The organism is Spirosoma luteolum (genome assembly GCF_054778875.1).
The window spans coordinates 327605-350921 of the sequence record NZ_BAAGZE010000008.1; the positions used below are offsets into that span (position 1 = coordinate 327605).

16 protein-coding genes are annotated in these 23317 nt (G+C 55.4%); 13 read left to right on the plus strand and 3 right to left on the minus strand.

Annotation, left to right across the window (positions count from 1 at the left end; translation table 11 throughout):
• Positions 1-126 precede the first annotated feature (126 nt).
• Positions 127-717, plus strand: a complete 591-nt coding sequence (locus ACYVAC_RS15350) for a YbhB/YbcL family Raf kinase inhibitor-like protein (RefSeq protein WP_461098625.1) — start codon at positions 127-129, stop codon at positions 715-717.
• 120 nt (positions 718-837) lie between these two features.
• Here the strand turns inward: ACYVAC_RS15350 and ACYVAC_RS15355 are convergent, their stop codons facing one another.
• Entirely contained in the window at positions 838-1611 is a 774-nt protein-coding gene (locus tag ACYVAC_RS15355) for a DUF2490 domain-containing protein (protein WP_461098626.1), read from the minus strand.
• Between the two features lie 479 nt (positions 1612-2090).
• Between ACYVAC_RS15355 and ACYVAC_RS15360 the strand changes: the two genes are divergently transcribed.
• From ACYVAC_RS15360 to ACYVAC_RS15410, 11 genes are all read left to right on the plus strand, one after another.
• Positions 2091-4955, plus strand: coding sequence for a TonB-dependent receptor (locus ACYVAC_RS15360; RefSeq protein ID WP_461098627.1), 2865 nt, complete (start codon positions 2091-2093; stop codon positions 4953-4955).
• Positions 4956-5123: 168 nt separating this feature from the next.
• Complete coding sequence (locus ACYVAC_RS15365; RefSeq protein WP_461098628.1) at positions 5124-6785, plus strand: alpha-glucosidase; 1662 nt, start codon at positions 5124-5126, stop codon at positions 6783-6785.
• Positions 6786-6797: 12 nt separating this feature from the next.
• Complete coding sequence (locus tag ACYVAC_RS15370; RefSeq protein ID WP_461098629.1) at positions 6798-7973, plus strand: LLM class flavin-dependent oxidoreductase; 1176 nt, start codon at positions 6798-6800, stop codon at positions 7971-7973.
• A 327-nt stretch (positions 7974-8300) separates the two neighbouring features.
• Complete coding sequence (locus ACYVAC_RS15375) at positions 8301-9116, plus strand: hypothetical protein (RefSeq protein ID WP_461098630.1); 816 nt, start codon at positions 8301-8303, stop codon at positions 9114-9116.
• A gap of 19 nt (positions 9117-9135) precedes the next feature.
• A complete protein-coding gene (locus ACYVAC_RS15380) occupies positions 9136-10386 on the plus strand; it encodes a hypothetical protein (RefSeq protein ID WP_461098631.1) in 1251 nt (416 codons plus the stop codon).
• A gap of 12 nt (positions 10387-10398) precedes the next feature.
• Entirely contained in the window at positions 10399-11715 is a 1317-nt protein-coding gene (locus ACYVAC_RS15385) for an OmpA family protein (RefSeq protein ID WP_461098632.1), read from the plus strand.
• Positions 11712-12638, plus strand: a complete 927-nt coding sequence (locus tag ACYVAC_RS15390) for a hypothetical protein (RefSeq protein ID WP_461098633.1) — start codon at positions 11712-11714, stop codon at positions 12636-12638. The genes ACYVAC_RS15385 and ACYVAC_RS15390 overlap by 4 nt, the downstream gene beginning before the upstream one ends.
• The gene (locus ACYVAC_RS15395) at positions 12635-13999 is read left to right on the plus strand and encodes a hypothetical protein (protein WP_461098634.1); all 1365 of its coding nucleotides are present in this window, start codon (positions 12635-12637) and stop codon (positions 13997-13999) included. Before ACYVAC_RS15390 ends, ACYVAC_RS15395 begins: the two co-directional genes overlap by 4 nt.
• A 34-nt stretch (positions 14000-14033) precedes the next feature.
• Positions 14034-17567 (plus strand): Ig-like domain-containing protein, encoded by a 3534-nt coding sequence (locus ACYVAC_RS15400; RefSeq protein ID WP_461098635.1) that lies wholly within the window; start codon positions 14034-14036, stop codon positions 17565-17567.
• A 40-nt stretch (positions 17568-17607) separates the two neighbouring features.
• On the plus strand, positions 17608-18471 hold the full coding sequence (locus ACYVAC_RS15405) for a hypothetical protein (RefSeq protein WP_461098636.1): 864 nt from the start codon (positions 17608-17610) through the stop codon (positions 18469-18471).
• A 10-nt stretch (positions 18472-18481) separates the two neighbouring features.
• Positions 18482-19441: a hypothetical protein gene (locus ACYVAC_RS15410; RefSeq protein WP_461098637.1), complete on the plus strand. Its 960-nt coding sequence runs from the start codon at positions 18482-18484 to the stop codon at positions 19439-19441.
• A 72-nt stretch (positions 19442-19513) separates the two neighbouring features.
• Here ACYVAC_RS15410 and glmS read toward each other — a convergent pair whose 3' ends face one another.
• Entirely contained in the window at positions 19514-21352 is a 1839-nt protein-coding gene (glmS, locus tag ACYVAC_RS15415; protein ID WP_461098638.1) for a glutamine--fructose-6-phosphate transaminase (isomerizing), read from the minus strand.
• 166 nt (positions 21353-21518) lie between these two features.
• Positions 21519-22325: a glycogen/starch synthase gene (locus ACYVAC_RS15420; RefSeq protein WP_461098639.1), complete on the minus strand. Its 807-nt coding sequence runs from the start codon at positions 22323-22325 to the stop codon at positions 21519-21521.
• A 137-nt stretch (positions 22326-22462) separates the two neighbouring features.
• Here ACYVAC_RS15420 and panC point away from each other — a divergent pair, with 137 nt between their 5' ends.
• On the plus strand, positions 22463-23302 hold the full coding sequence (gene panC / locus ACYVAC_RS15425; RefSeq protein ID WP_461098640.1) for a pantoate--beta-alanine ligase: 840 nt from the start codon (positions 22463-22465) through the stop codon (positions 23300-23302).
• Positions 23303-23317: the final 15 nt, after the last annotated feature.

The following is a 23317-nucleotide window of genomic DNA, read 5'->3' on the forward strand; positions in this document are numbered from 1 at the left end:
TCTGAGGCCCGAAATCATTGCAAACGTGGCTGTCAGGGCTTTATTTTAGGCCTTGCACGGTAATGTTAGGTATACAAAGCCGGTTAGCCGGGCAGTCCTGCCCGAACCGGCTTTTCTTTTACGCGTATGTTCTGGCGACTCATCACGGGAGGACTCATTGTCTGTACACTGCTCGCTATCGTTTTTCATATTCGGGCCAAAGGGCAGCGCGGAGACGAAGACAATAGCCTGCAGGCGCTACCCCGCACCATTAGCCTGACCAGTAAATCGTTCCCGCCCCGGGGCGACCTCCCCCTGGTCTGCAGTTGCCAGGGCAGCGGCCTTTCGCCCGCCCTGGCGTGGGAGACACCCCTCAACAATGTCGTGAGTTACGCTGTGCTGGCCACCGATTACGATGCCGTGCTGGCTCGGTTTCCAATCCTGAATTTCTCGCACTGGGTGCTCTACAACCTGCCGCCCACGGTTCGCAGCCTGCCTGAGGGCGTTACGCCCGAACAGATGACCCTGCTGGGCGGTAAAATTGGCCGTAACGGGATGGGCGATCAGTCGTTCGTGCCGCCCTGCCCACCGTTCGACCGCCACAACTACGTATTCCGCATCTACGCCCTCGACACCCTACTGACCTTCACCGGCCTCCCCGACCGACAGGATCTCCTGCAGGCCATGCAGGGCCACATCATCGCCTACGGCGAACTCACCGGCGGGTTTGAAAAATAAGGAGCGGGGCAGTTGCCGCGTCAGTGGGTAGCCCTGGAGTCTGGAAGGATATAGCGTTATAAAGTTGGGTAGTTGTCGAGCGGCAAAGATGGCTGGTTGTAAGGCTGCGCGTTCGCTCTTTCACTCTCTCACTCGTTCACTCTCTTTCTCCCGCAAATCCAGGGTATGGATCAGAAACACGCGGGCGATGTGGTTGCTAACGAAGGCGTTGCCCGAAGCCAGCTGCTGAAACTGATTCATGTACCCCGCCTGAACCGACAGCGTTTTGCTGAATGGATAGGTCACCCCCACAAAAAGCCGGTTCTGGTCGAAGGTGTTGTAAACGACCTGACTACCGGCATTGACCATCAGCTCATCCTGAACGGTAAACATGGGCACGTGTGGACCGGCCCCCGGCCTGCCCAGGGGAAGCTGCAGGGTCAGCATATACCGAAAGCGCATCGTAAAGCTGTAGCTGTCGAGCACCTCCATACCATTTGTGCGCTGAATGAATCGCTCTTCGACGCGAACCCGCTGCGTGGTCGCTAGTCGGCCGTAGCGGTTATCGACGCTGAACTGCTGCCAGGGCCGATGCTCGGTTCGGATGGGCGCAGGCGTGGTCTGGGCATAGAGCCGGGCGTAGGCATAGCCAGCCACCAGCCGCGTCTGGTCGGAAGGGTAGTAGATAAGGCCGGGCCGCACAACGTGCATGCTCCATCGATCCAGAAACTGCCCCGTTCGGCGGGTATGCAGGTCCAGCCAGATCCCCCATCGTTTGCTGAGTCGGGTCTGGTTGAGATAGCCTGCCCAGGACTGCTGCTGCTGGGCAACCGTTTTGGCAGTGGGTGTTTGGCCCCGGCTGGGCAAGGTTGTACCCGTAACTAGCAATAATACGGCAGGTAATAAGTTACGCATGGGAAGCCCCGGTGAAGCAAATACTTGTTCGATTCGACGAAACGCTGGTGCAATTTGGGGAATAGCATCCGAAACAGCCCGGTATTGCGCTGATCTGTTTGGACAGAAAACAGTTCCGGCCGTTACTTTACATCCCTATTACTCCAATAGACTATAAGCACTAATAGTCTATCGAGAACCGGGAGAATACATGATTTACCCAATTCTTACTCAATCATGACAGAAACCTGATGCTGCTGCGAATGCTGCTCCGTATGTTCCCGGAGGCTTCCTGGAGGCAGCCCACATCGTCTCATCGCAGCCAGTGCGGCCCCTTTTCAATCCCCTCCGTCATGCATCGGCCAGCAATCGCTCCCCGGCCAGATTACCCGATCGGCTCTGTTTCGACCGTCAGCCCGCTGGTTACCGATTCGGCCCGATTGGCTAATTTTTATCAATCTTTGCAGTAACGTTATCGCACGAGGCACCACCAACACGCTATGAAAACACTCCATTTACTTCTGTTATTCAGTTTGTTGAATCTGTCGGCCAGCTGGGCACAGACAACGCTGTCGGGTCGGGTTACCGACGAAAAAAACCAACCCCTGCCCGGCGTTAGCCTGCAGCTGCAGGGCACCAATACGGGCACCATCTCGCAGCCCGACGGCCAGTTCACCCTTACCACCGACCGGGACATACCGCTGAAACTTGTAGTTTCGTTTGTGGGCTACCGGCGGGAAGTGGTATCGGTGCTGAGCAACAACTTCCGGTCGCTGGCCATTACCCTGCAGGAAGAAGCCATCCTGACCGACGAGGTCGTGGTGTCGGCCAGCCGGGTGCCCGAAGACATCCGCAAAGCAGCTGTAACGGTCGAGAAGCTGGGCGCGCGTCAGTTCGCCAATTCGCCGGCGGCCACGCCCTTCGATGCCCTCCAGAACGTCAAAGGTGTCGATCTGCTGACCCAGAGCCTGAGCTTTAAATCGGTCAATGTGCGCGGCTTCGGGGCCAACAACAATAACCGCTTTTTGCAGCTCACCGACGGTATGGACAACCGCTCGCCGGGCCTCGGTTTCGGCTTCGGTACGGTAGCCGGTATCTCCGACCTCGACGTCGAAAGTATCGAGCTGATTCCGGGGGCATCGTCGGCGCTCTACGGCCCCGACGCGCTGCAGGGGCTGATGCTCACCACCAGCAAGAGTCCGTTTACCTACCAGGGACTCAGCGCCCAGGTGAAGGTGGGCGTCAACAACGTGGGCAAAACAGGCTTTGGCCCCAAAGGCTACGGCGATTATGCCATCCGCTATGCCCGGCAGCTGGGCGAACGGTTTGCCTTTAAAGTTAATTTCCAGCGGCTGAGCGGCACTGATTTCATTGCCGACAACTACGACGACCGGTCGACCAGCGCCCGAACGGGCTTCTTCGTTACCGATGCGACCCGGGGCGGTATTGCCACCGGTATCGGCTACCAGCCCAACAATAACCCCAACACCAACTTCGAGTACGACGGTGTAAACGTGTACGGCGACGATATCAACAACGGGGGCGCGTTCCGGTTTCCGGCCGACTATGCTAACGAGGCCCTGCGCAACAAACTGGTCACGCGAACCGGTTACACCGAGCTCGACGTGCTGGGCAACAACGGCAAGGTGTTTAACAACCGCGCCAACGTGTCGCTGCACTACAAACTGACGCCGTCGGTCGAAGCCTCGATCGGCTGGTACTACGGCAACGGCAACCTCATCCGTACGGCAGGCTTCCGCGAATATTTCCCCAACTACCAGCGCCACCAGTTCCGCGCCGAAGTAAAAGGGGCCAACTTCTTCGTGCGGGCCTACACCACCCAGCAGCAGGCCGAAGGCTGGAACATCGGCCAGACGGCCCGGGCCATCAACAACAGCTGGAAATCGCTGAACCAGTGGGGTGCCGAGTTTGGTCAGGCCTACGTGCTCAACAAGGTCAGTATCAGCGAGGCCCGGGCCACGGCCGATCGGGGCCGATACCTGCCCGGTTCCGCTGACTTCAACACGGTGCGCGATGCCTACGCCAATACGTTCAATACCGATTTTATTCCCGGCTCCACCACAGCCCGCGGCCTGCGTTTCCGCGATAACTCGCAGCTGTGGCACTACGAGGGCATGTACAACTTCACATCGCTGCTGAAAGTAGCCGAAGTGCTGGCGGGGGCCAGTCTGCGGCATTACGTGCTGGAGTCGGGCGGCACCGCTTTCCCGCGCCGGGCCGATGGTTCGGAATACACCGTCAACGAAACCGGTGCCTACCTGCAGGTAGCCAAAGAGGTAGCCGTTGGGCCGCTGACGGTGAAGCCAACGCTGGCCATCCGGTACGACAAAAACCAGTATCTGTCGGGCGGCTTTACGCCCCGGGCCTCGGCCGTATTCAGCGCCGGGGTGCATAACATCCGGGCGTCGTGGCAGTCAGCTTTCCGCAACCCATCGCCGGGTCAGCTGTTTGCCGCACCGGCCACGGGGCTGGCGGGCGAGGTGGGGGGGCTGCCCCTCGCCTACTCGGCGGCCGGGCTCGATCAGAATCCGGGCTATCTGCAAACCGAAGTAACCCCGTTCCAGCGCAACCCGACCACCGCCACGCCCCCGCAGGTGTTTACGGTTGACCCCACCCGCTTTACGACCGAAAAAATCAAAACCTGGGAAGTAGGCTATAAAACACTGATCAGCAACAAATTCTATGTCGACGCCTTTTACTTCGCCAGCCGCTATACCGATTTCATTGCGGCCCAGAACGTACTGCAGTTGCTGACCCCCGGGGGCGGCACCCAGGCCCTGCTGACGCCGGCCAACTACCGCACCCTGCAGGTAAACTTCAACAATACCAACGAGATCTTTGTGCGGGGCGCGGGCATCGGGCTCGAATACGGCTTTGGCCAGGGCTATACCCTGAGCGGCAACTACGCGTACCAGGTGGGGCTGATTACGCTGCGCGACGCGCGCGGCAACATCCGCAGCGACCTGGCCGGGCAGCCCATCGTCAAGCGTAAGATGAGTAACCCCGAGGTGTCGCAGCTGGGCCGTAACTTCTTTATTTCGCCCGAAAACCGCTACAACGTCACCCTGGCCAACCCCCGCCTGACCGACCGGCTGGGCGCCACCATCACCTACCGCTGGACCGACCGGATGTGGGTAGAACAGGGCACTACCCAGGGCGACGTATGGTTACCCTCGTGGAGCAGTGTCGATGCGCAGGTATCCTACAAGGTACCCACCCTGAAATCGACGCTGAAGCTGGGCGGGACCAACATTCTCAACCAGTATTACGCCCAGGGCTACGGCCTGGCCCGTGTAGGGGGGCTCTATTACGCCAGCATCACCTTCGATCAGCTGTTCCGTTAACCGATATCCGGCCCGGTAGTGGGGTTGCCGGAGCCACCGCTGGTGGCCCATGTCAGCAACCCCACTACCGGGCTAAACCCGGCTGCGGTGTCGTCAAAAACCCGGCGGTGCCAACCGTTTGTCGGGCCAATCCTGGTACATTTGGCGCATTCCTCCCCGCGGTAAGCCATGCCCACCTACAAGCAATCCGTTATTTACCAGATTTACCCCCGTTCCTTTGCCGACGCTACCGGCGATGGCATCGGCGACCTACGGGGTATCATCGGCAAACTCGATTACCTGGCCGCGCTGGGCATCGATATTCTCTGGCTGAGTCCCATTTTCCAGTCGCCCAACGCCGATAACGGCTACGACGTATCGGACTACGAAGCCATCATGCCCGAGTTCGGCACCATGGCCGACTTCGACGAGTTGCTGACCGAAGTGCACCGGCGGGGCCTGAAACTAATCCTCGATCTGGTGGTCAACCACAGTTCCGACGAGCATCCGTGGTTTCAGCAGAGCCGCCAGAGCCGCGATAACCCCTACCGTGATTATTACATCTGGCGCCCCTCTCGCGACGGCCGCGAGCCCAACAACTGGCAGTCGTTTTTTTCGGGCTCGGCCTGGCAGTTCGACGAGCAGACCCAGGAATATTACCTCCACCTGTTTGCCCGCAAGCAGCCCGACCTGAACTGGGAAAACCCGGCGCTGCGCCAGGCCATCTACCGGATGATGCGCTTCTGGCTCGACAAGGGTGTCGATGGGTTTCGGATGGATGTGATTCCGTTCTTATCGAAAGACCAGGCGTTTCCAGATTACCCGGAGGGGCGTTTCGGAGACCTGACCATCCACGCCAATGGCCCCCGCATCCACGAGTTCCTGCAGGAGATGCACCACGAGGTGCTGGCCCACTACCCCGACCGCGACGGCGGCCCCTGCCTGACCATCGGCGAAGGCTTCGGTGTATCGGCGCAGCAGGCCAACCTGTACGTGGGCAGGGATCGGGACGAGTTGCTGATGATTTACCACTTCGACCACGCCATACCGCGCGAAGAACACCGGTTTCTGGACCCCGCACCCGAGTTTACACTGGTCGAGCTGAAGGCCATTTTTACGCGCTGGAACGAGGCACTGGGCGATCTGGGCTGGCAAAACGTGTATTTCGGCAACCACGACAACCCCCGGGTGCTGTCGCGGTTTGGCGACCCGGTGCGGTTTCCCTATGAGTCGGCCACCCTGCTGGCCACCGTGCTGCTCACCCAGCGCGGCACCCCCGGCATCTACCAGGGCGACGAACTGGGCCTGACCAACACGCCGTTCGACCAGGTAACCGAATACGACGATATCCAGATTCGAAACGCCTGGCAGGCCCTGATTGCTCCCAACCCATCGCCCGAACGGCAGGCCCGGTTTCTGGAAACGGCCAACCGCATTGCCCGCGACCATGCCCGCACGCCCATGCCCTGGTCCGACGCGCCCAACGCGGGTTTCACCACGGGCCCGTCGACCTGGCTAAAAGTCAACCCCAACTATGTAACGACCAACGTAGCCGCCCAGGAAGCCGATCCCGGGTCGGTGCTGGCCTACTACCGAGCCCTGCTCCACTGGCGCCGACAGCAGCCGGTGCTGCACGAGGGCAGCTACCACGATCTCCGGCCCGCCCATCCGCAGCTGTGGGCCTACGAACGGCGGCTGGATTCCACTGCCGTGCTGGTGCTGGCCAACCTGTCGGGCGAGTCGGTTTCGATCGACGGGCTGCCCGGGGGCGCCCTGCTTTTTTCCAATTACCCCGCAGCAGCCGGCGATCTGCGCCCCTTCGAGAGCCGGATCATTGACCTGTCTGCCTGATTCTGTACACGCATGCTCAACACCCCTATTCTGCCCGTTGCCGCCCGCACCACCGACCGGGTGGCCGAAATCGCCTGGTTCTGTGACCTCTGCGGGGGCGACACCGAATTTCTGGGTCAGCTCGACCCCGACCGGCGCAGCAGCTTCGAACACTGCCTGGCCATTCTGCAAACGGCCGAGCGCCATGGCTTCAAAAATATCCTGCTGCCAACCTCCTTCGTGGTTGGGCAAGACCCCATTGCCTTTGCGGCCGCAGCCTCGCAGCTGACCACCGACATCAGCCTGCTGATGGCCATCCGGACGGGCGAGTACCACCCGCCCATGCTGGCCCGCGCCATCAGCACCCTCGACCACCTGCTCAAAGGCCGACTGGCGATCAACATCATCAACTCCGATCTGCCGGGTTACAAGGAAGACGGTGCCCTGCGCTACCAGCGTTGTGCTGAAACCATCGAGCTGTTGCGGCAGGGCTGGACCCAGGATCGCATCCGGCACGAAGGCCCGATTTATGGTACGCTCGACCTGCCCGCAGCGCCTGTAAAGCCCTACCAGCAGCAGGGTGGCCCGTTGCTCTATTTCGGCGGGATTGCCGATGGGGCCCGCGAAGTATGCGCCCAGCACTGCGATGTGTTTCTGATGTGGCCCGAGCCCGAAGAGAACCTGTATGCAACCATGCAGGATGTCTCGGCCCGGGCAGCCCGATACGGGCGCACCATCGACTTCGGATTGCGTATCCACGTGATTGTGCGTGAAACAGAAGCCGAAGCCCGCGCCTACACCAAGCACCTCATGAGCCGCTTCGACGCCCAGCAGGCCGAAGCCCTCAAGCAGCGCACGCAGGACGGCAAATCGCTGGGTGTACTGCGCCAGGACGAACTGCGCCAGCGCGCCGACGACGACGGTTTCGTGGAGCCGATACTCTGGACGGGCATCGGGCGGGCCCGCTCGGGGGCGGGTGGTGCGCTCGTAGGTACCCCCGAGCAGATTCTCGCGCAGCTGAACCGCTACATGGACATGGGCATCCGGGCCTTTATTTTCTCGGGCTACCCCCTGATCGAGGAGTGTGATTATTTCGGACGGCTGGTGCTGCCCCACCTGCCCAACGTCCGCCTGGGCGATGTGCAGGGCCGGCGACCTGCCCAGACGCCCGTCACGCCCCTCACCACCGCCCCGTTGCAGTATGGGTGAGAAAATTAACCGGGTGTAGCCTTTTTGTTGGTTGACGCTAATTATCTATAAAACTTATCGAAAAGGTATGTCTTGTTTGCAGACATACTTTTTCATTTTTTCATACCATGCTGCATACCGTACACTAAATCTTTATATGAAAAAATCGGTTTAGGACCATTTTACAGCCGGCTTTTCTCTTTTACTCCCTTTCTTTGCGCCTTTGATTAACTGTCCTGTCATTCATACACTACCGAAGAAATTCTGCGTGTGAATGAGTGATTTGACAAACAGGCAGAGAAGGAGTAATTTTTTGCACTATCTACACCAACTTATACTATAAACTACGTGAACGTTCGTTACGTATTGATGGCCTTTGTGGGCCTTCTTCAAATTGGCTGCACTCAGAAAGCCATAGTACGATTTTCGCAGAAAGCGCCGGAACTCACCTCCGCAGATGTACTGACGGAGATCATGCTTGTCAACAAATCGCCACGTATCGTTTTACGCGTTCCGAATACCCGTAAGGGTATCACCAATACGCAGGCCAACGGCAACTCCCCCATTGACCAGGTAGCTTACCAGCAGAAGACAGTCAAACGAGTTGGAGCTGACGGTCCATACGACGCGTTCCAATACGACGAAGTGTCGCTCTACAACGCGATTGAAAAACAACTTTTTCGGGAGGGCTTCAGCGTTCGCGACCGGGCGCTTTTTAACGAAGTTTTAGAAGCCAACCAGCGCCCCGACTACTCTAAAATAAGTTCGCTGACCAACACAGATCTCATCCTAGAACTGGTTCGGCTCGACAACGCCATTGGGTACACAACCAATGTATGCTACGTACAACCCAATGAGCAGCAGCGCATCATTGAGGAATACAGTGACCGACGCGGGGCGTCGGTCGAGTTTAAGCTCATACACGTCAAGACGAACGAAATCGTAGGCTCGTACAAGCTGCACTATACTCCCTGCCTGACCGGTTGTTCCGGGGTTTACAAAAAAATCGGGTCGTCGGGGCTATTTCTGAATCCTGCGTTGCCGAAGATAACCGACAAAATTCGGCGCAAGCAGCGAGCTATACCGTATGAGACGCTGGACCAAGATGCCCTGGAAGCCTTTATCGTTGATGCCACGCATCAACTTGTCAAAACGATGCGCTAAACGACAAACCACATACTCTATGAAGAAAACTCTACTTCTTTTCTTTTTTGCCCTTCTCGGTGTTTCGCTCAGGCTATCGGCCCAGGATGCCGTCTACACGGCAAACGGTAGTCGGCTCGAAAAGGCACGGATTACAGATGTAACCGACGAAAAGGTTTCCTTTTCGTACCAGAATCAGGTTAAAACATTCAAACGGGAGAATATCCTGTTTGCCTTTGAAAACAATAAACTGCTGGTTTTAAGCGACCTGCCTGCCAATACAGCCGAAGCACGTCAGTTATTGAAAGCCTTTCAGGAGCAGCCCGCCCGTAACGACGGCTTCGATTACCTGATCAAGGCGATTCCACTTACCGTCATAAAAGGCACTATTGCCTACGAGAGCGAGGCTATCGTCAACTACAAGACCGCCGATGGGAAATCGGCTTCGATGGCTAAAAATGATTTACTGGCAATTCTATACCGGACTAACACCCATAAACTGCTTAAAGAAGATTACAAAGAACTAGCGCCACTCCTAGCGGAAGCGTACCAGCGAATTGCGCCACAGCCCGTAGTTGCTTTGCGCAGTGCTCCTGCCCCCGCGGCCACACCGGTAAAGATGGAACAGCCAGCGGCCGAACCGACCGAAACGCCGGCCGCCGTACCCAGCCCCATCGCGCCAGCCACCACAACGAACATAGCCCCGCCCGTGAGTACGGTTACCAACGTAGCTCCAATGCCTGTAGTGCCAGCAAACCCGTCGGGCAGCGAAGCACCCGTAACATCGAGCCGGTGGACGTTAAGTGTAGACGACCAGCAGTATTACCGTCGTAAAGCCTTAGACAAGGTTGATGAGTTTGTTTCTTATCTGAATCAGATTGTCAACAAGAACCTGCCCATGAGCCTGCGCGACCGGGCCATTCAGAATGCAGTCGATCTGTTCATGCCGGGAGCGACGATGGAGGTGACGTCAAAAAGTCGGCCCGGATCCCGGCGTTTGCCCATTGCCACTTATCTCAATAACCTGAAGCTGCTCCCCTACACAACCACCAAGATCGAATGGGCCGATGTCAGTTTCCTGAAGGAACTGTCGCAGGCACAGGATGGCAACTACTACGGCATCATTACGGGTGAACAGCACTTCACAGGCTACGGCGCCAACGTTCACTATGAAGATGTTGTTCAAAAGAACGTTCGGGTAAAACTGAAACCCATCGATTACATCCGCAATGGTATCAACCAGACCAAGTGGAATCTGCTGTTAGGGTCTATCGGCGTATCGGCTCAATAACCCTTCCTGCCAGTGGTCATTCGGGTAGCCGTGCTTTTCGTGCTGATGGTGTCATCGGCTTTCGCCCAGGATGTTGTTCCTGCGGGGGTACCACTGCGCGGACTCGTGATCGATTTCGCTACGCGGGGCCCGCTGGCCAACGCACAGATCTTTGCCCGCAATGCCACCGGCCTTACCCGGATCGGTACCACCAACGACTCCGGTCGGTTCTGGGTGCAACTGCCTCACGCGGCCACTAGCCTTGTTGTCAGGCACGATCGCTATCAGGCACAACAGCTTGGGCTACCGACACCGGCCTGGCCTGCCACCCAAGCTGTTGGGGTTCTACTACCGCTACTTCCCCTCACAGGCCAGGGCCTTGACAAAACGTATCTTCAAATTGAACAAACCAGCTTTGTCCAAAACGATACCAGCCACACCCAGGCCAAGCCAGCAAACCGTCAGTTGGCGGTGTTTACAGTGACCGATGTGCTTCGCAATACTCCCATTCAGGCATCGATTGATCTGTTTTTCACGAGAGATGGGCAAAAAAAGAAGTACACCACCCGCCCTGATGGCACAATCGAAGTCCATTTCGACCAGAAAGACATTGTTGCCATTGAAGCCTCGGCACCAGGTTATCAAGCATATGCCGGCAACCTCGTGGTCGAACAGGTGGACGGTCGCAGGCTACACCATTCAATACGGATGCAGCGCCTGCTGACCGTTCTGGCCCTGGAAGCCACCGGGGCAACGACCTGCTCTGTACAGATCAATGGTCAACAGCGTACGCTGATCCGATTGAGCGATGGGCTTTTCTCGACGTATGAGTTGTCGCCCGGCCAATACGAACTGCGGGCGCAGTATGGCAGCCAGCTTGTTCGCCAGCCGATGAGGTTACACAGCGGACTCAATCCTATGCGTTTATCCGGCCCTGCATCAGGAGACAGGTCCTCTTCAGTCAACGCGGCATCCTTATCGACAACAGAACCTACCCAACCCATTTCGCCCGATTCGCTGCCTGTTATCTACTTTGAACAGAGCAGTTACCAACTGACCCAACCCTCACAGGCAGCCCTTAAGCAACTGGCCACTTATCTGAAACGCACGCCAGGTAGTCGACTGGCCATCACGGGTCATACCGACAACGTAGGAAATGAACAACTCAATCAGACACTCTCGCATTATCGGGCGATGGTGACGGCCTCTTTCCTGACCAGACTGGGCATCAGTGATGATCGGCTCATCAAAACGGGCGTTGGCAGTCGTCAACCACTCGTTCCGAATGATAACGAATCGAACAGGGCGCTGAACCGGTGTGTATCGTTAACCTTACTTCCTGCTCAATGAGAACCGATTATTTTACTTACTACATGAGCTGGCTGATACTGCTGGTATCGACGCTGGTCGGTTGCCATCAGGAACCAGCCATTCCTCGATCAGGTATCCCGCCGACCTGTCAGATTTATCAGATTGCTACCATCAACGAGAGCAACCGCGACACTACGACCTACGCTTACGATACGTTTGGTGCATTGACCGAAAGCTACTACCGGCAGTGGAATGGCAGCAAACTAACTACTGCGTTACGACAGACGTACGCTTACGATGCCAATCATTATTTGAATCTGCGGGTCGATCAGCAAACCGTTCCGGGTTCGCTGCCCATCATCAAAAGTTACACGTACAACTACGCCGATGACAAGCTTCGACAAATTGTGGTCAAGAATTACCAGTCGAGCCAGATTGCCGGCACGTACGACTTTTCGTACGAAGGAAACTCGCTAAAGACGTTTTCGGAGACTGATGGCCAGCAAACCCTTCGGAAGTATACGTTCAACGCATCGGGTAAACTAACGGATTACCAGGATGTCTCTGTCAGCACCGCCCAAATTGCCAACGGCAAGGTCGTTTCAAAGCGAATGAACCCTGGCAGCATACTGGTTACCAGCACATTTGATAGCCAGGGACAACTTCTGAATGAAACGACGGTAAACAACGGCGTGCAGACAGTCCGTACCTATACCTACGATCAGGCGCCCATCTGGACTAAAACACAGCTCCGGTTCCGGGGCATACCCGACATAGACTTTGGTGGCCATTCGGCGATCCATAACGTAGCCACCACTACGGTAGAGCAGACGCAGAACGGGCGCATTACTCAACAACAAACCTATACCTACCGCAACGTGTACAACGCGTCGGGCTACCTACTCGGTTATGCCCGCAGCGATGGTGCCCGTCAGGTTCTTATTTACGCCAACTGCCCATGAACAGCACTACCCGTTTATTATGTCTGCTTCTGGTTCTGGCCGTGACACCACTGGCGGCCCAGAATGTGGCGTCGAAATTTTACATCGCCAAGGTTGTCAAAGACACCAACAACCTGCCTAAACGCGACCGCGACGAGATTGCGTTTCAGGCACGAACGACCATTGCCAATCTGGAGTCACTGCTGACTTCTATCACAGACTCGTCCAACGGAGAATCGGAGGTGACGCAGATCATGCAGAACAGCTACAACATCAGTCAGAATCAGCTCTTCTACAACGATGCGATCATTGTCGAAGACGACATCAATCCAGCGCATCGCTCGGCCACCAATACAGCCGACCTGCCGGTTGATCGGTACCTGAACGACCTGAATCTGTTCTACGGCAAATCGTCGACAAAAACCATCGCCTTCAGTAAACAGATTACCTCGTCGGTGATGCGTAGCACGGGCAATGGCAACGGCTACTTCTACGTCAAAGTCTTCTTCACCTCGACGTTCAGAGGTAAACGAATCGACTCCGATTCGCTGTACCAGCCGGTCGATCGGGTAGCGGAACTGCGGGCCGATAAATCGTCGGGCAAATGGCGCACTTACATTACCCGGCTTGCCTTCCCACAGCCTGGCGAAGGACTCACCGAAGTTGCCAAACCTATCCTGATTCCACTGGCGGACAAAAAGCCCATCAAGCTAAAGGCAAACACGACCCTGTTTCGGCGCAGCGATGGTTTGGCCGACTCGCTGACTGTCAAGTGGAACAGCCGCCACCTGATCATTGACCAATCATCGACCTACTCCATTCCAGCCGGTACTTATCTGCGCAGCAGTGTCGCATCAACAGATCAGGAGCACGTCACAATCGAACTGACCAACTACGATCAACACCTGATTTTTACCCGGGTCGACAATCAGCAATTGCCTTTCGATAAGGTGGGCCCCAGTAAAGCCGTCGTAAGTAAAAAGAACGGTTCATCAGCATTGCCTTCGCCCATGATCCCTGTAGTTGATGCAACTAAACGGGCAGCCCGCATGCGTACAAGGGCCTGGATCGAAATTCTGATGGGCACCGCAGCCCTGGGTGCCAGTTATGCAGGCTATAGCCAACTGAAAGGCACTTATAATACCTACACGGCGAAGCTGACGGTACTCAATGCTGAATATGCTGTCTGGCAGACGCTAACACAGCAACCGGGAGCAGCCCCTGCAACGCCGGTATCCTTCAATGCTTACGCACAGCCGGGTATCTACGGTGTGTATGGAGGTGCTACCCTAGGGGGTGGTTTGCTGATCGACGGAATCAGACTCCTGATCAGGGCGCATAAAGTTAAAGCGTCCAGTAACCCTACATCCAGCACCCGATAAACCGACACCTTATCCACCCCTTTCGACTCAACCTATGGCTGTTTATACAAATCGATTCTGGTTCCTGGCGTTATTTCTATTCACCAACTTCAGTATTGGTCAAGCCCAGCAGCCAACCCTATCACTCTTCTACGGTGACCCATCGGCCAGTCCCGACGAGGCCTTCGACGGAAATGTTTTCCGGGTAGGCACCCAATACGGCGATGCTGCTATCTACGCCAAATTTGGCGCTTTTGGTACTAAATCGTTCCAGATCGATTCGCCCGGTGAGAACAAAACCGTGACGGTGACCAACGACGGCTACTTCTTTATTCGCCCCACCAGCAGCATGGTGGTTGATGCGACCAAAATCAAAAACTTCAGCGGGTTGGTTACGGGCTCAATCAGCATCACCCTCAAGCAACTGACGATCAGCACGCTTACCAGTGGCATACCGGCACAGGTCGCTCCGGGCACCGAAATTCTTGTACCCTACGTTACCGGTGCCGGCACGTACCCGGTCGATCTGGTGGTAAACGGATTCACAGCTTATCTGATCGACGCATCGGGGAATGCGATTTCGCTTCTTAACCCGACCGACCAGAATAGCGGGCGCGAAAAACGGGCGGCCAGTTTTGGCGGAACGCGCTTTCTGAGAGCCACCATTCCAACGAGTATCAGCAATGGGGATTATCGGCTTATGGTTGCCACAAAGGGCCTGCTTCAGACCGTGACGGGCACATCGACGACGACGATAAGCGTGCGCAGCAGCAACCCAACACTGGCAACGACCAATTTATCTGGCGTTTACTGTGCCGGAGCAACCTACAGTCTGCCATTCAGTGTACTCGGTGGCACGTTTCCAACCGGAACGACTTTCACCGCCCAGATCATTAACGCAACTAACTCGGTGGTGCAGACATCGCTGGGCACAACCAGCACAACGGCGGTACCAACCTCATTACCAGCCTCGCTCACAGGCGGCACCTATTACTACCGCATTGCTAGTTCGACAGGTGTGTCGAGCCAATTAGGTATATTCACAGTGAGGGCATTGCCCACGATGACTATATCGGGCAATTCGGTTACCACACCCGGATCGCCGGCAACCGTACTCCTGAGTCTGACAGGCACCCCCCCTTATATATTCTCCTACCTCGACTTTACGGCCAGCGGATCGACCGTGGTCCGTACAGCAACAACCAGTAGCAGCAACGTAGCCATTACCCCAACGGTTTATTCGGCGATGAGTTACAACAACAACTACATCAGCAACTTCAGCGATGCCGGTGGTTGTGGCAACAGCGCTAACGTAAGCGGCTCGGCCCAGATTTCATTAAATCAACTCGCACTGACAACGGGACCCTTAACAGGGAGTTACTGCCCGGGTGCCAGTTTGGCCGTACCGTTTTCAACAAATAGCCCCCTGCCCGCTTCTGTCCAGTATCAGGTTCAACTCTCCGATGCCGGCGGTAGCTTTGCGACCCCGCAGGTATTGGGTACTGGCTTCGGTAGCCCCATCAGCGTTCAGTTGCCAACCACGTTACAGACCGGCTCCGCCTATCGGATGCGGGTGGTTATTCTCAAACCAACTACCCCGGGCGTGGTCGACTACAGCACACTGGTCAGTGTAAACAGCACCAGTCTGCTCGTCAGCAGACCCCCGGCCCCGTCGGTTACTGATGTCAGCTTTTGTGCTGGAGCCAGTCTCAGTCCGCTGACTGTGAGCGGTACAGCTATCACGTGGTATCTGGCTAATACCAACCAGTCGTATACGTCAGCGCCAACCCCCTCCAATACGCAGTCGAGTGTGTATTACGTATCGCAAACGATCGGAGGTTGTGAAAGCGACCTGGCCACGATCAACGTAGTCCGGAAACCACTCCCCGACGCGCCCATGATCGTAGGCCCATCAGCCTGTCAGGGAAGTACAGCTCAGTTCACGACTGCGTTGCCAGGTATTCTCTGGTACACCTCGGCCAATGGCGGTAGCGGCTCAACGCAGGGCCCGGCCGTAAATACCCAGTTGGTAGGCGAGCAGACGGCATACGCCACGCAGACCAGTAACGGGTGTGAAAGTCCGCGTGGTACCGTTAAAGCCACCATCAATGCAAATCCATCGGCGCCGGGTATTGCCCAGACAGGGTCGCTGTGCCAGTACAGCAGTCCTGGCCCACTAACGGCCAACGGATCGGGTCTGACCTGGTATTTTCAGGGTAGCCGGTTAGCCGCTGCACCAGTTGTTAATACCCAGAGCGCTACCAGCTATTCATACGCCGTGAGCCAGACCATCAATGGCTGTGAAGGAGCCCGTGCCAGCACTACGATCACCATTTTACAAGCACCGGCTGCTCCCACTGCTGCCGACGTGCGTTACTGCGTGGGAGAGACACCCCGCTCCCTCACCGCTACCGGCACGAACATCAGGTGGTATGTCGATGCGACATCGGGACAGGGCGCTCAGACGCCACCTGCCTTTTCAACGGCTGCTCCCAACCAGTTTACAGCCTACGCCACCCAGACCGACCCCGCTGGCTGCGAAAGCCTGCGTCAACCCATACGGGCCATCACCATTGCCCCACCATCGGCCCCATCGGTCGTTGCGAATCAGACTGTATGCCAGTTTGCCCGCGCCACCGCCTTAACGGCTTCGCCCAACGTGGGGCTAATCTGGCAGGGTACGGGTATAACGGGGATCAGCGAAACCGCCCCCACCCCCGCCACCGACAAACCAGCCACCTTTACCTACCAGGTTTACCAACGAGCCGGGGGATGCACCAGCCCACCCGCCCAGCTTGTATACACCGTTCGGGCGCAACCCGCCACGCCAACGGTACAGGCTACCATGAATGTATGTGTAGGCACTAGCGCCAGCCCACTGCAGGCGGTGGCTGCCGGACAGCTGGTTTGGTACTACGACCCCAGCCTGTCCAGTGCCATACCGACGGCACCCGTACCCCGTACGGATTCGGTAGGCGTGCGCACCTATTATGTGACCCAGAAAGATGGCTTTGGCTGTGAGAGTCAGGCCAGCAGTATCCAGGTACGGGTAGCAACCCGGGCCATTGCCCGGCTTTCCGGTGATGATTTTATTTATCCAGGCGACAGCAGCGCCATTCGTATCCGGCTCTCCGGCGACGGTCCCTGGACGTTTACGAACTGGGCCGGGCGAGGCATCACCACCAGCGACTCACTATACATCACGTGGGTTCGGCCAACCAGTACCCAGACCTTTGCCATCAGTGGGCTGCGCAGTGCCTGTGGGGCCGGCGACAACGGCAACATCTACACCCTGCAGGTACGGGCACCGCTGGCAGCCCAACCCCTTCTGGAGCCCATTACAGTCGTTGCCTATCCAAACCCAACGGTTGGTGATCTCACGGTCGACTGGAGTTCGCCAACACGACAGGCGGTGACTCTGCAGATCGTCGACGCAGCTGGACGCACTATCCAGCAGGCGAACCGCACGGCAACGACCTACCGACAGACCGATCAGTTTCAGCTAAGCGCTCAGCCGGCCGGTCAGTATTATCTACGCATAATAAGTGACAAGAACCCACCTGTGGTGCGCCCCATAATAAAACAGTAATTCATTCTTTTCATAACGTCAACCTAAATCTTATTTTCCCATGTTAAGCTTTAAACAGTTTAGTTTCCCCCCAGGCCAAGATTTTGTACCGTCGAAAGAAACCAAAAATTTTTGGCTTTATACAAATAAGAGTAAACGCACTTTTGGTGGCGTTGCTTTACCCGGCCTTTTTGAGACGATAGGTTATCCAACACAAATGATAGCTTTCTTTACTATTCTGGCACTGGAAATTATACCAACTATTTACGGAATTGATGAGGGCGTATTATGGCAAGCTGTTCTAGCTGCTGTCTTTATTGACATTTTCTTGGCAATCGTTTCTCACCTATGGCACGATAAAATATGCAAACACAGAAATGAGCTTGTTAATGCAGACAAAGAAGTTTTAAAGGAAGACCTAAGGAGAAAAATAAAAAAATACAACACGTACACCTACTTTTTCTATGTATTGATACTAAGTTCCGGCATTCTTAAATTTTACTTTTTTTACGATGCATACATGACCCCTGACGCTATAGCAGGCGCGGTATTAGTATGTTACATTCTAGGATCAATATTACACGTTGCATATACTGGATATTTTTTATACACTTCAAGATTTAATTACAAGATACAGTCAGAATACAGCAGATATGTCTCCAGTGGAGGAGTTGATTTTAAGGACAAGACCGGCCCAATCGTGCAACCTTTATTTCCGGAGGGTATAAATTTAGAAATCCAGCCAGACACGTCTGGAAACCACAAAATATACAAGAATAAAGATGGCAGGTTCTATCTTGAGACGTGTGGAATTTTAACGGATAATGAGTTGGCCAACTTAGTTGTTCGGCAACCTTACAATGCACAGGGATTTACCGCAAAAGCGGGATTGGGTAGACAAATTGAAATTTTACAAACTAATTGATTTATAGACCATGAGAGTAAATATTACGACAGTGTCCCTGCTTTCTACAATAGTCTTTTTGGCTGCAAAATGCCCTTCTGGCAATGACTCAGAAAAAGCAGCTATAAAAACTAACATGAAAATAGTTTTGGCTGATTCCTTGGCGCTAAACTACGAAGATGAGGATAGACACCTACCCGAAATAGTTCAAGAATTATGTGCAGTTTTAATCTCCGAAAACAAAGACTGCGCCAATACAATTATATTGGAACCAGCGCTGTACCGTCCAGATTTAAACAAAGAATTTTCACTAAAGACGAATATCGAAAAAGGCGGATCAAAGGATGTCAGTAACCCAAAAGTTATAGGACGATTGATCAATAAAAACCTCGAAGAACTAAGTATTCCAAAAGATTTCGAGAAACCTTATACGGGTAAAAATGCCGGAGCCGATATTTCGAGTCATGTTCAGTCAAAAGCTGCAAAGGACTCTATTTTAATTTTTATCCCCAATGGTTCAGCAGACACTTATACCCTGAATGGAAAGTCTTACAAAGCAATGAGCGATGTAGAAGACGTAAGAAATCGAATGTTAGCTGTTTTGTGCCAGAATCCGAAAGCTAACTTTACGCTCCTCGTTGATCCACCGGCTCAAACCGCTGAACCAACGGTGAAGCCCCCCAAAACAAACCAAGCCCCCCCCCAACCCGAAGCTAAAGATACTAAACCTAGTCCGACTGCCAAATCTGTAAGCGTACGCCGAGGGTTCGGCAACACACGCCCTGTAGGTGATTTGACAATTATAAAGGATAGTGAAGGCTGTGATATATGTACACGCTACTATAAGGCCTATGACGCCACAGGTCGTACACACGAAATCAGAGAACAAAACTCTACCAATTGCTGCCCCTGCAACAAAACAGTTGAAATTCGAGGACGAACGTATGTCATGAATTGCGATGGCTCTCCCCGTTTACAAGCCGTAAACTAACCCCAAAAAATATCCGGTTTACGGCAGCTCCGGGAGCCACCGTAAACCGGATATCGAAAACTGTAAACCGCCTTATTCTACCGTGACCGATTTGGCCAGGTTGCGGGGCTGGTCGACGTTGCGGCCGCGCATGACGGCCACGTCGTAGGCCAGCAGTTGCAGCGGCACCACCGACACCAGCGGCATCAGCATTTCGTGGACGTTCGGAATCTCGATCGTGAAATCGACCATGCCGGGCAGCTGCGTGTCGCCTTCGGTGGTGATGGCAATCACGCGGCCTTTGCGCGCTTTTACCTCCTGAATGTTCGATACCACTTTTTCGTACGAGCTGTCTTTGGTTGCAATGACCACGACGGGCATATCCTCGTCGATGAGCGCAATCGGACCGTGTTTCATCTCCGCAGCGGGGTAACCTTCGGCGTGGATGTAGCTGATCTCTTTCAGTTTCAGCGCGCCCTCCAGCGCCACGGGGAAATTGAGACCGCGCCCCAGGTAAATGAAGTTGCGGGCGTAGGTGAAGATATAGGCGATTTCCTTGATCTTGTCGGCAGCCTGCAGCACCTTCTCCACTTTGGCCGGAATACTCTCCAGCTCGACCAGCAACTGCCGGAACAGCGAGTCGGAGATGGTGCCCTTGCGCTTGGCTGCGGCCAGAGCCATCAGCGTCAGTACCGTCACCTGCGCCGTAAACGCCTTTGTACTGGCCACCCCGATTTCGGGGCCCGCGTGGGTATATGCTCCGGCGTGGGTAGCCCGCGCAATCGACGAACCTACCACGTTGCAGACGCCAAAGATGATGGCTCCTTTCGACTTGGCCAGTTCGATAGCCGCCAGCGTGTCGGCGGTTTCGCCCGACTGCGAAATGGCAATCACGATATCGCCTTCTTTGATGATCGGGTTCCGGTAGCGGAACTCCGACGCATACTCGACTTCGACCGGAATCCGGGCCAGTTCTTCGAAAATATATTCGGCCACCAGCCCCGCGTGCCACGACGTACCGCAGCCCACAATCACGATCCGCTTCGATTTGGCCAGCTTGTCGAGGTAATCGCGCAGGCCGCCGAGCTGCATGGTACCGGCTTCCGAATTCACCCGGCCGCGCATCGAATCGCCAATGGAACGGGGCTGCTCAAAAATTTCTTTGAGCATGAAGTGATCGAACCCACCTTTCTCAATGGCTTCAAGCTCCAGTTCCACCTTCTGCACGTAAGGCGTGGTGGTGGTATTGTCGAGCGTGATCACCCGCAGCTGGCCACCGTTGATCACGGCAATCTCGTAGTCGTTCAGGTAAATCACGTCTTTGGTGTACTCAACGATAGGCGTGGCGTCGGAGGCCAGAAAATACTCGCCCTCGCCCACCCCAATCACCAGGGGCGATCCTTTGCGGGCGGCAATGAGCTGGGTTGGTTCGGCTTCGTTCATGACCACGATGGCGTAGGCACCCACCACTTCCTGCAGCGCCAGCCGAACCGCTTCTTCGAGCGTACCGCCGTTGTTTTCCCAGATGTCTTCGATAAACTGGCCCAGCACCTCGGTATCGGTCTGACTGCTGAAGGTGTGGCCCTTCTTGAGCAGCGCCTGCTTGATGGCTGCGTAGTTTTCGATGATGCCATTGTGGATAATGGCCAGCTTCCGGTGAAACGAGTAGTGCGGGTGCGCGTTCACGTCGTTAGGCTCGCCGTGGGTAGCCCAGCGCGTATGGCCCATGCCGATATGGGCGTGCACGTCTTTCCCGTCGAGCTCCTGCTCCAGGGCCGTCACTTTGCCTTTTTTCTTGTAAACTTTCAGGCCCTGATCGTTCATCAGGGCAATACCCGCGCTGTCGTAGCCCCGGTACTCGAGCCGTTTCAGCCCTTTAATCACGAGCGGACACGCTTCGCGGTGCCCGACGTACGCTACAATTCCACACATAGGTTGTCTGTCGTTTTCAGTTTATCACAGGATTGTATCAGGAAACGTTGCCGTTCCGTAGGTAAAGTAAACCAAAAAAGCCGGCAAACCCGGCTTTTTTGGTTTGGGAGGCTACCCGTTGCCGGCGCTGTCTCCCTAAATGTGTCATTCCGGCTGCGTAGCGAATCTAGCCAGCCAGCTGCGTGTACAGATTGAAATAGCGTTCCGTAACATCTTCATCGTCAGCCCCGTCGAATTTATGCTCCGGCAGATCGGTCAGGATGGCGTTCAGGCTCTCGCTCGACTCTTCTTCGGCCCGCACCACGGCATCGGCATACGTACAGCCAATCCGGATAAAGCCGGGGAAGTCGGCCGTTTTGAGTTCGGCCAGCATCGAATCGTCGATATCCATCATACGGGCTTTCTCGATGATGTCGCCCTCGAAGCGGTGCTCGAACGAGTTATTATATACCGTGAAGACCGATTTGGTGTCTTTAAACATCGGATCGTTCTTGTAGGTCGTCTTCAGATAAAGCGGAATCAGCGCGGTCATCCAGTCATTGCAGTGAACGATGTCGGGGGCCCAGCCCAGTTTTTTCACCGTTTCGAGCACACCTTTACAGAAGAAAATGGCGCGTTCGTCGTTATCGTCGTAGAAGCGGTTTTCTTTGTCATGAAAGACGTACTTCCGCTGAAAATAGTCTTCGTTATCGATAAAATAGACCTGCAGCTTGGCCGTTGGAATAGAAGCAACTTTGATAATCAGCGGCTTTTCTTCATCGCCAACGGCAATGTTGATGCCCGACAGACGTACCACCTCGTGCAGCCGGTTCTTGCGTTCGTTGATGAGTCCGAAACGTGGCACCAGAATGCGAATTTCCATTCCCCGCTCCTGCATCGCCTGGGGCAGCTTGCGGACAAAGTCGGCGACGTCGGATGTTTTCAGGAAAGGGTTGATTTCGCTGGCCACATAGAGGATTCGTAATTTGCTCATAGAAACGGGCGGGGTGTGTTGTTGAGATGACCGAAAAACTTGCAAAATTATACAATTTTTTTCCGTATTTCAATACAGTTTGGCCATAAAAGATACCGATCCCGTATCATTGCAGCCGCAATCACAGCCTGTCTGCCATGCTACGTTTCGATACCATACACGCACTTCGTCGCCACCTCGATACCCTTCGTTCTACCCAATCCATTGGCCTGGTACCCACTATGGGTGCGCTGCACGCCGGCCACATTGCCCTCATCGAGCAGGCCAGGACCCAGACCGATGTGGTGGTAAGTACCATTTTTGTCAACCCCGCCCAGTTCAATAATCCCGACGATCTGGCCCGATATCCGCGCACGCTGGAGGCCGACTGTGCCATGCTCGAAGCCGCGGGCTGCGACCTTGTTTTTGCCCCGGCGGTCGATGAAATCTATGCCGAACCGCCCACGATCCGGTTCAGCTTCGGCGACCTCGAAACGGTAATGGAAGGCGCCTTTCGGCCCGGCCATTTTCATGGTGTCGGGCTGGTCGTGTCCAAACTGTTCAATATCGTACAGCCCCACCGGGCCTTTTTCGGACAGAAAGATTTGCAGCAGGTGGCCGTTATCCGGCGGCTGATCCGCGATCTGAACTTCCCCATCGAACTGGTTCGGTGCGCTACCGTGCGTGAAGCCGACGGGCTGGCCATGTCGTCGCGCAACCGGCTGCTGAGCGAAACCGAGCGCGAACAGGCACCCGCCATCTTTACAGCCCTCACGCTGGCTCAGGATTTGCTGCGCGAGGGTCAGAGCACCTCGCAGGCAAAAGCGTCTGTAACGGGCTTTTTCAACAGCCGCCCCGGCTTCCGGCTCGAATACGTGGAGATTGCCGATGCCGACACGCTGATGCCGGCCAATGAGGTGCTGGCGCCCGGCCAGACGGCCATTTGCATTGCCGCTTATCTGGGTACGACCCGCCTGATCGACAACCTTGTTTTCTGACCGACCGGTTTTTCA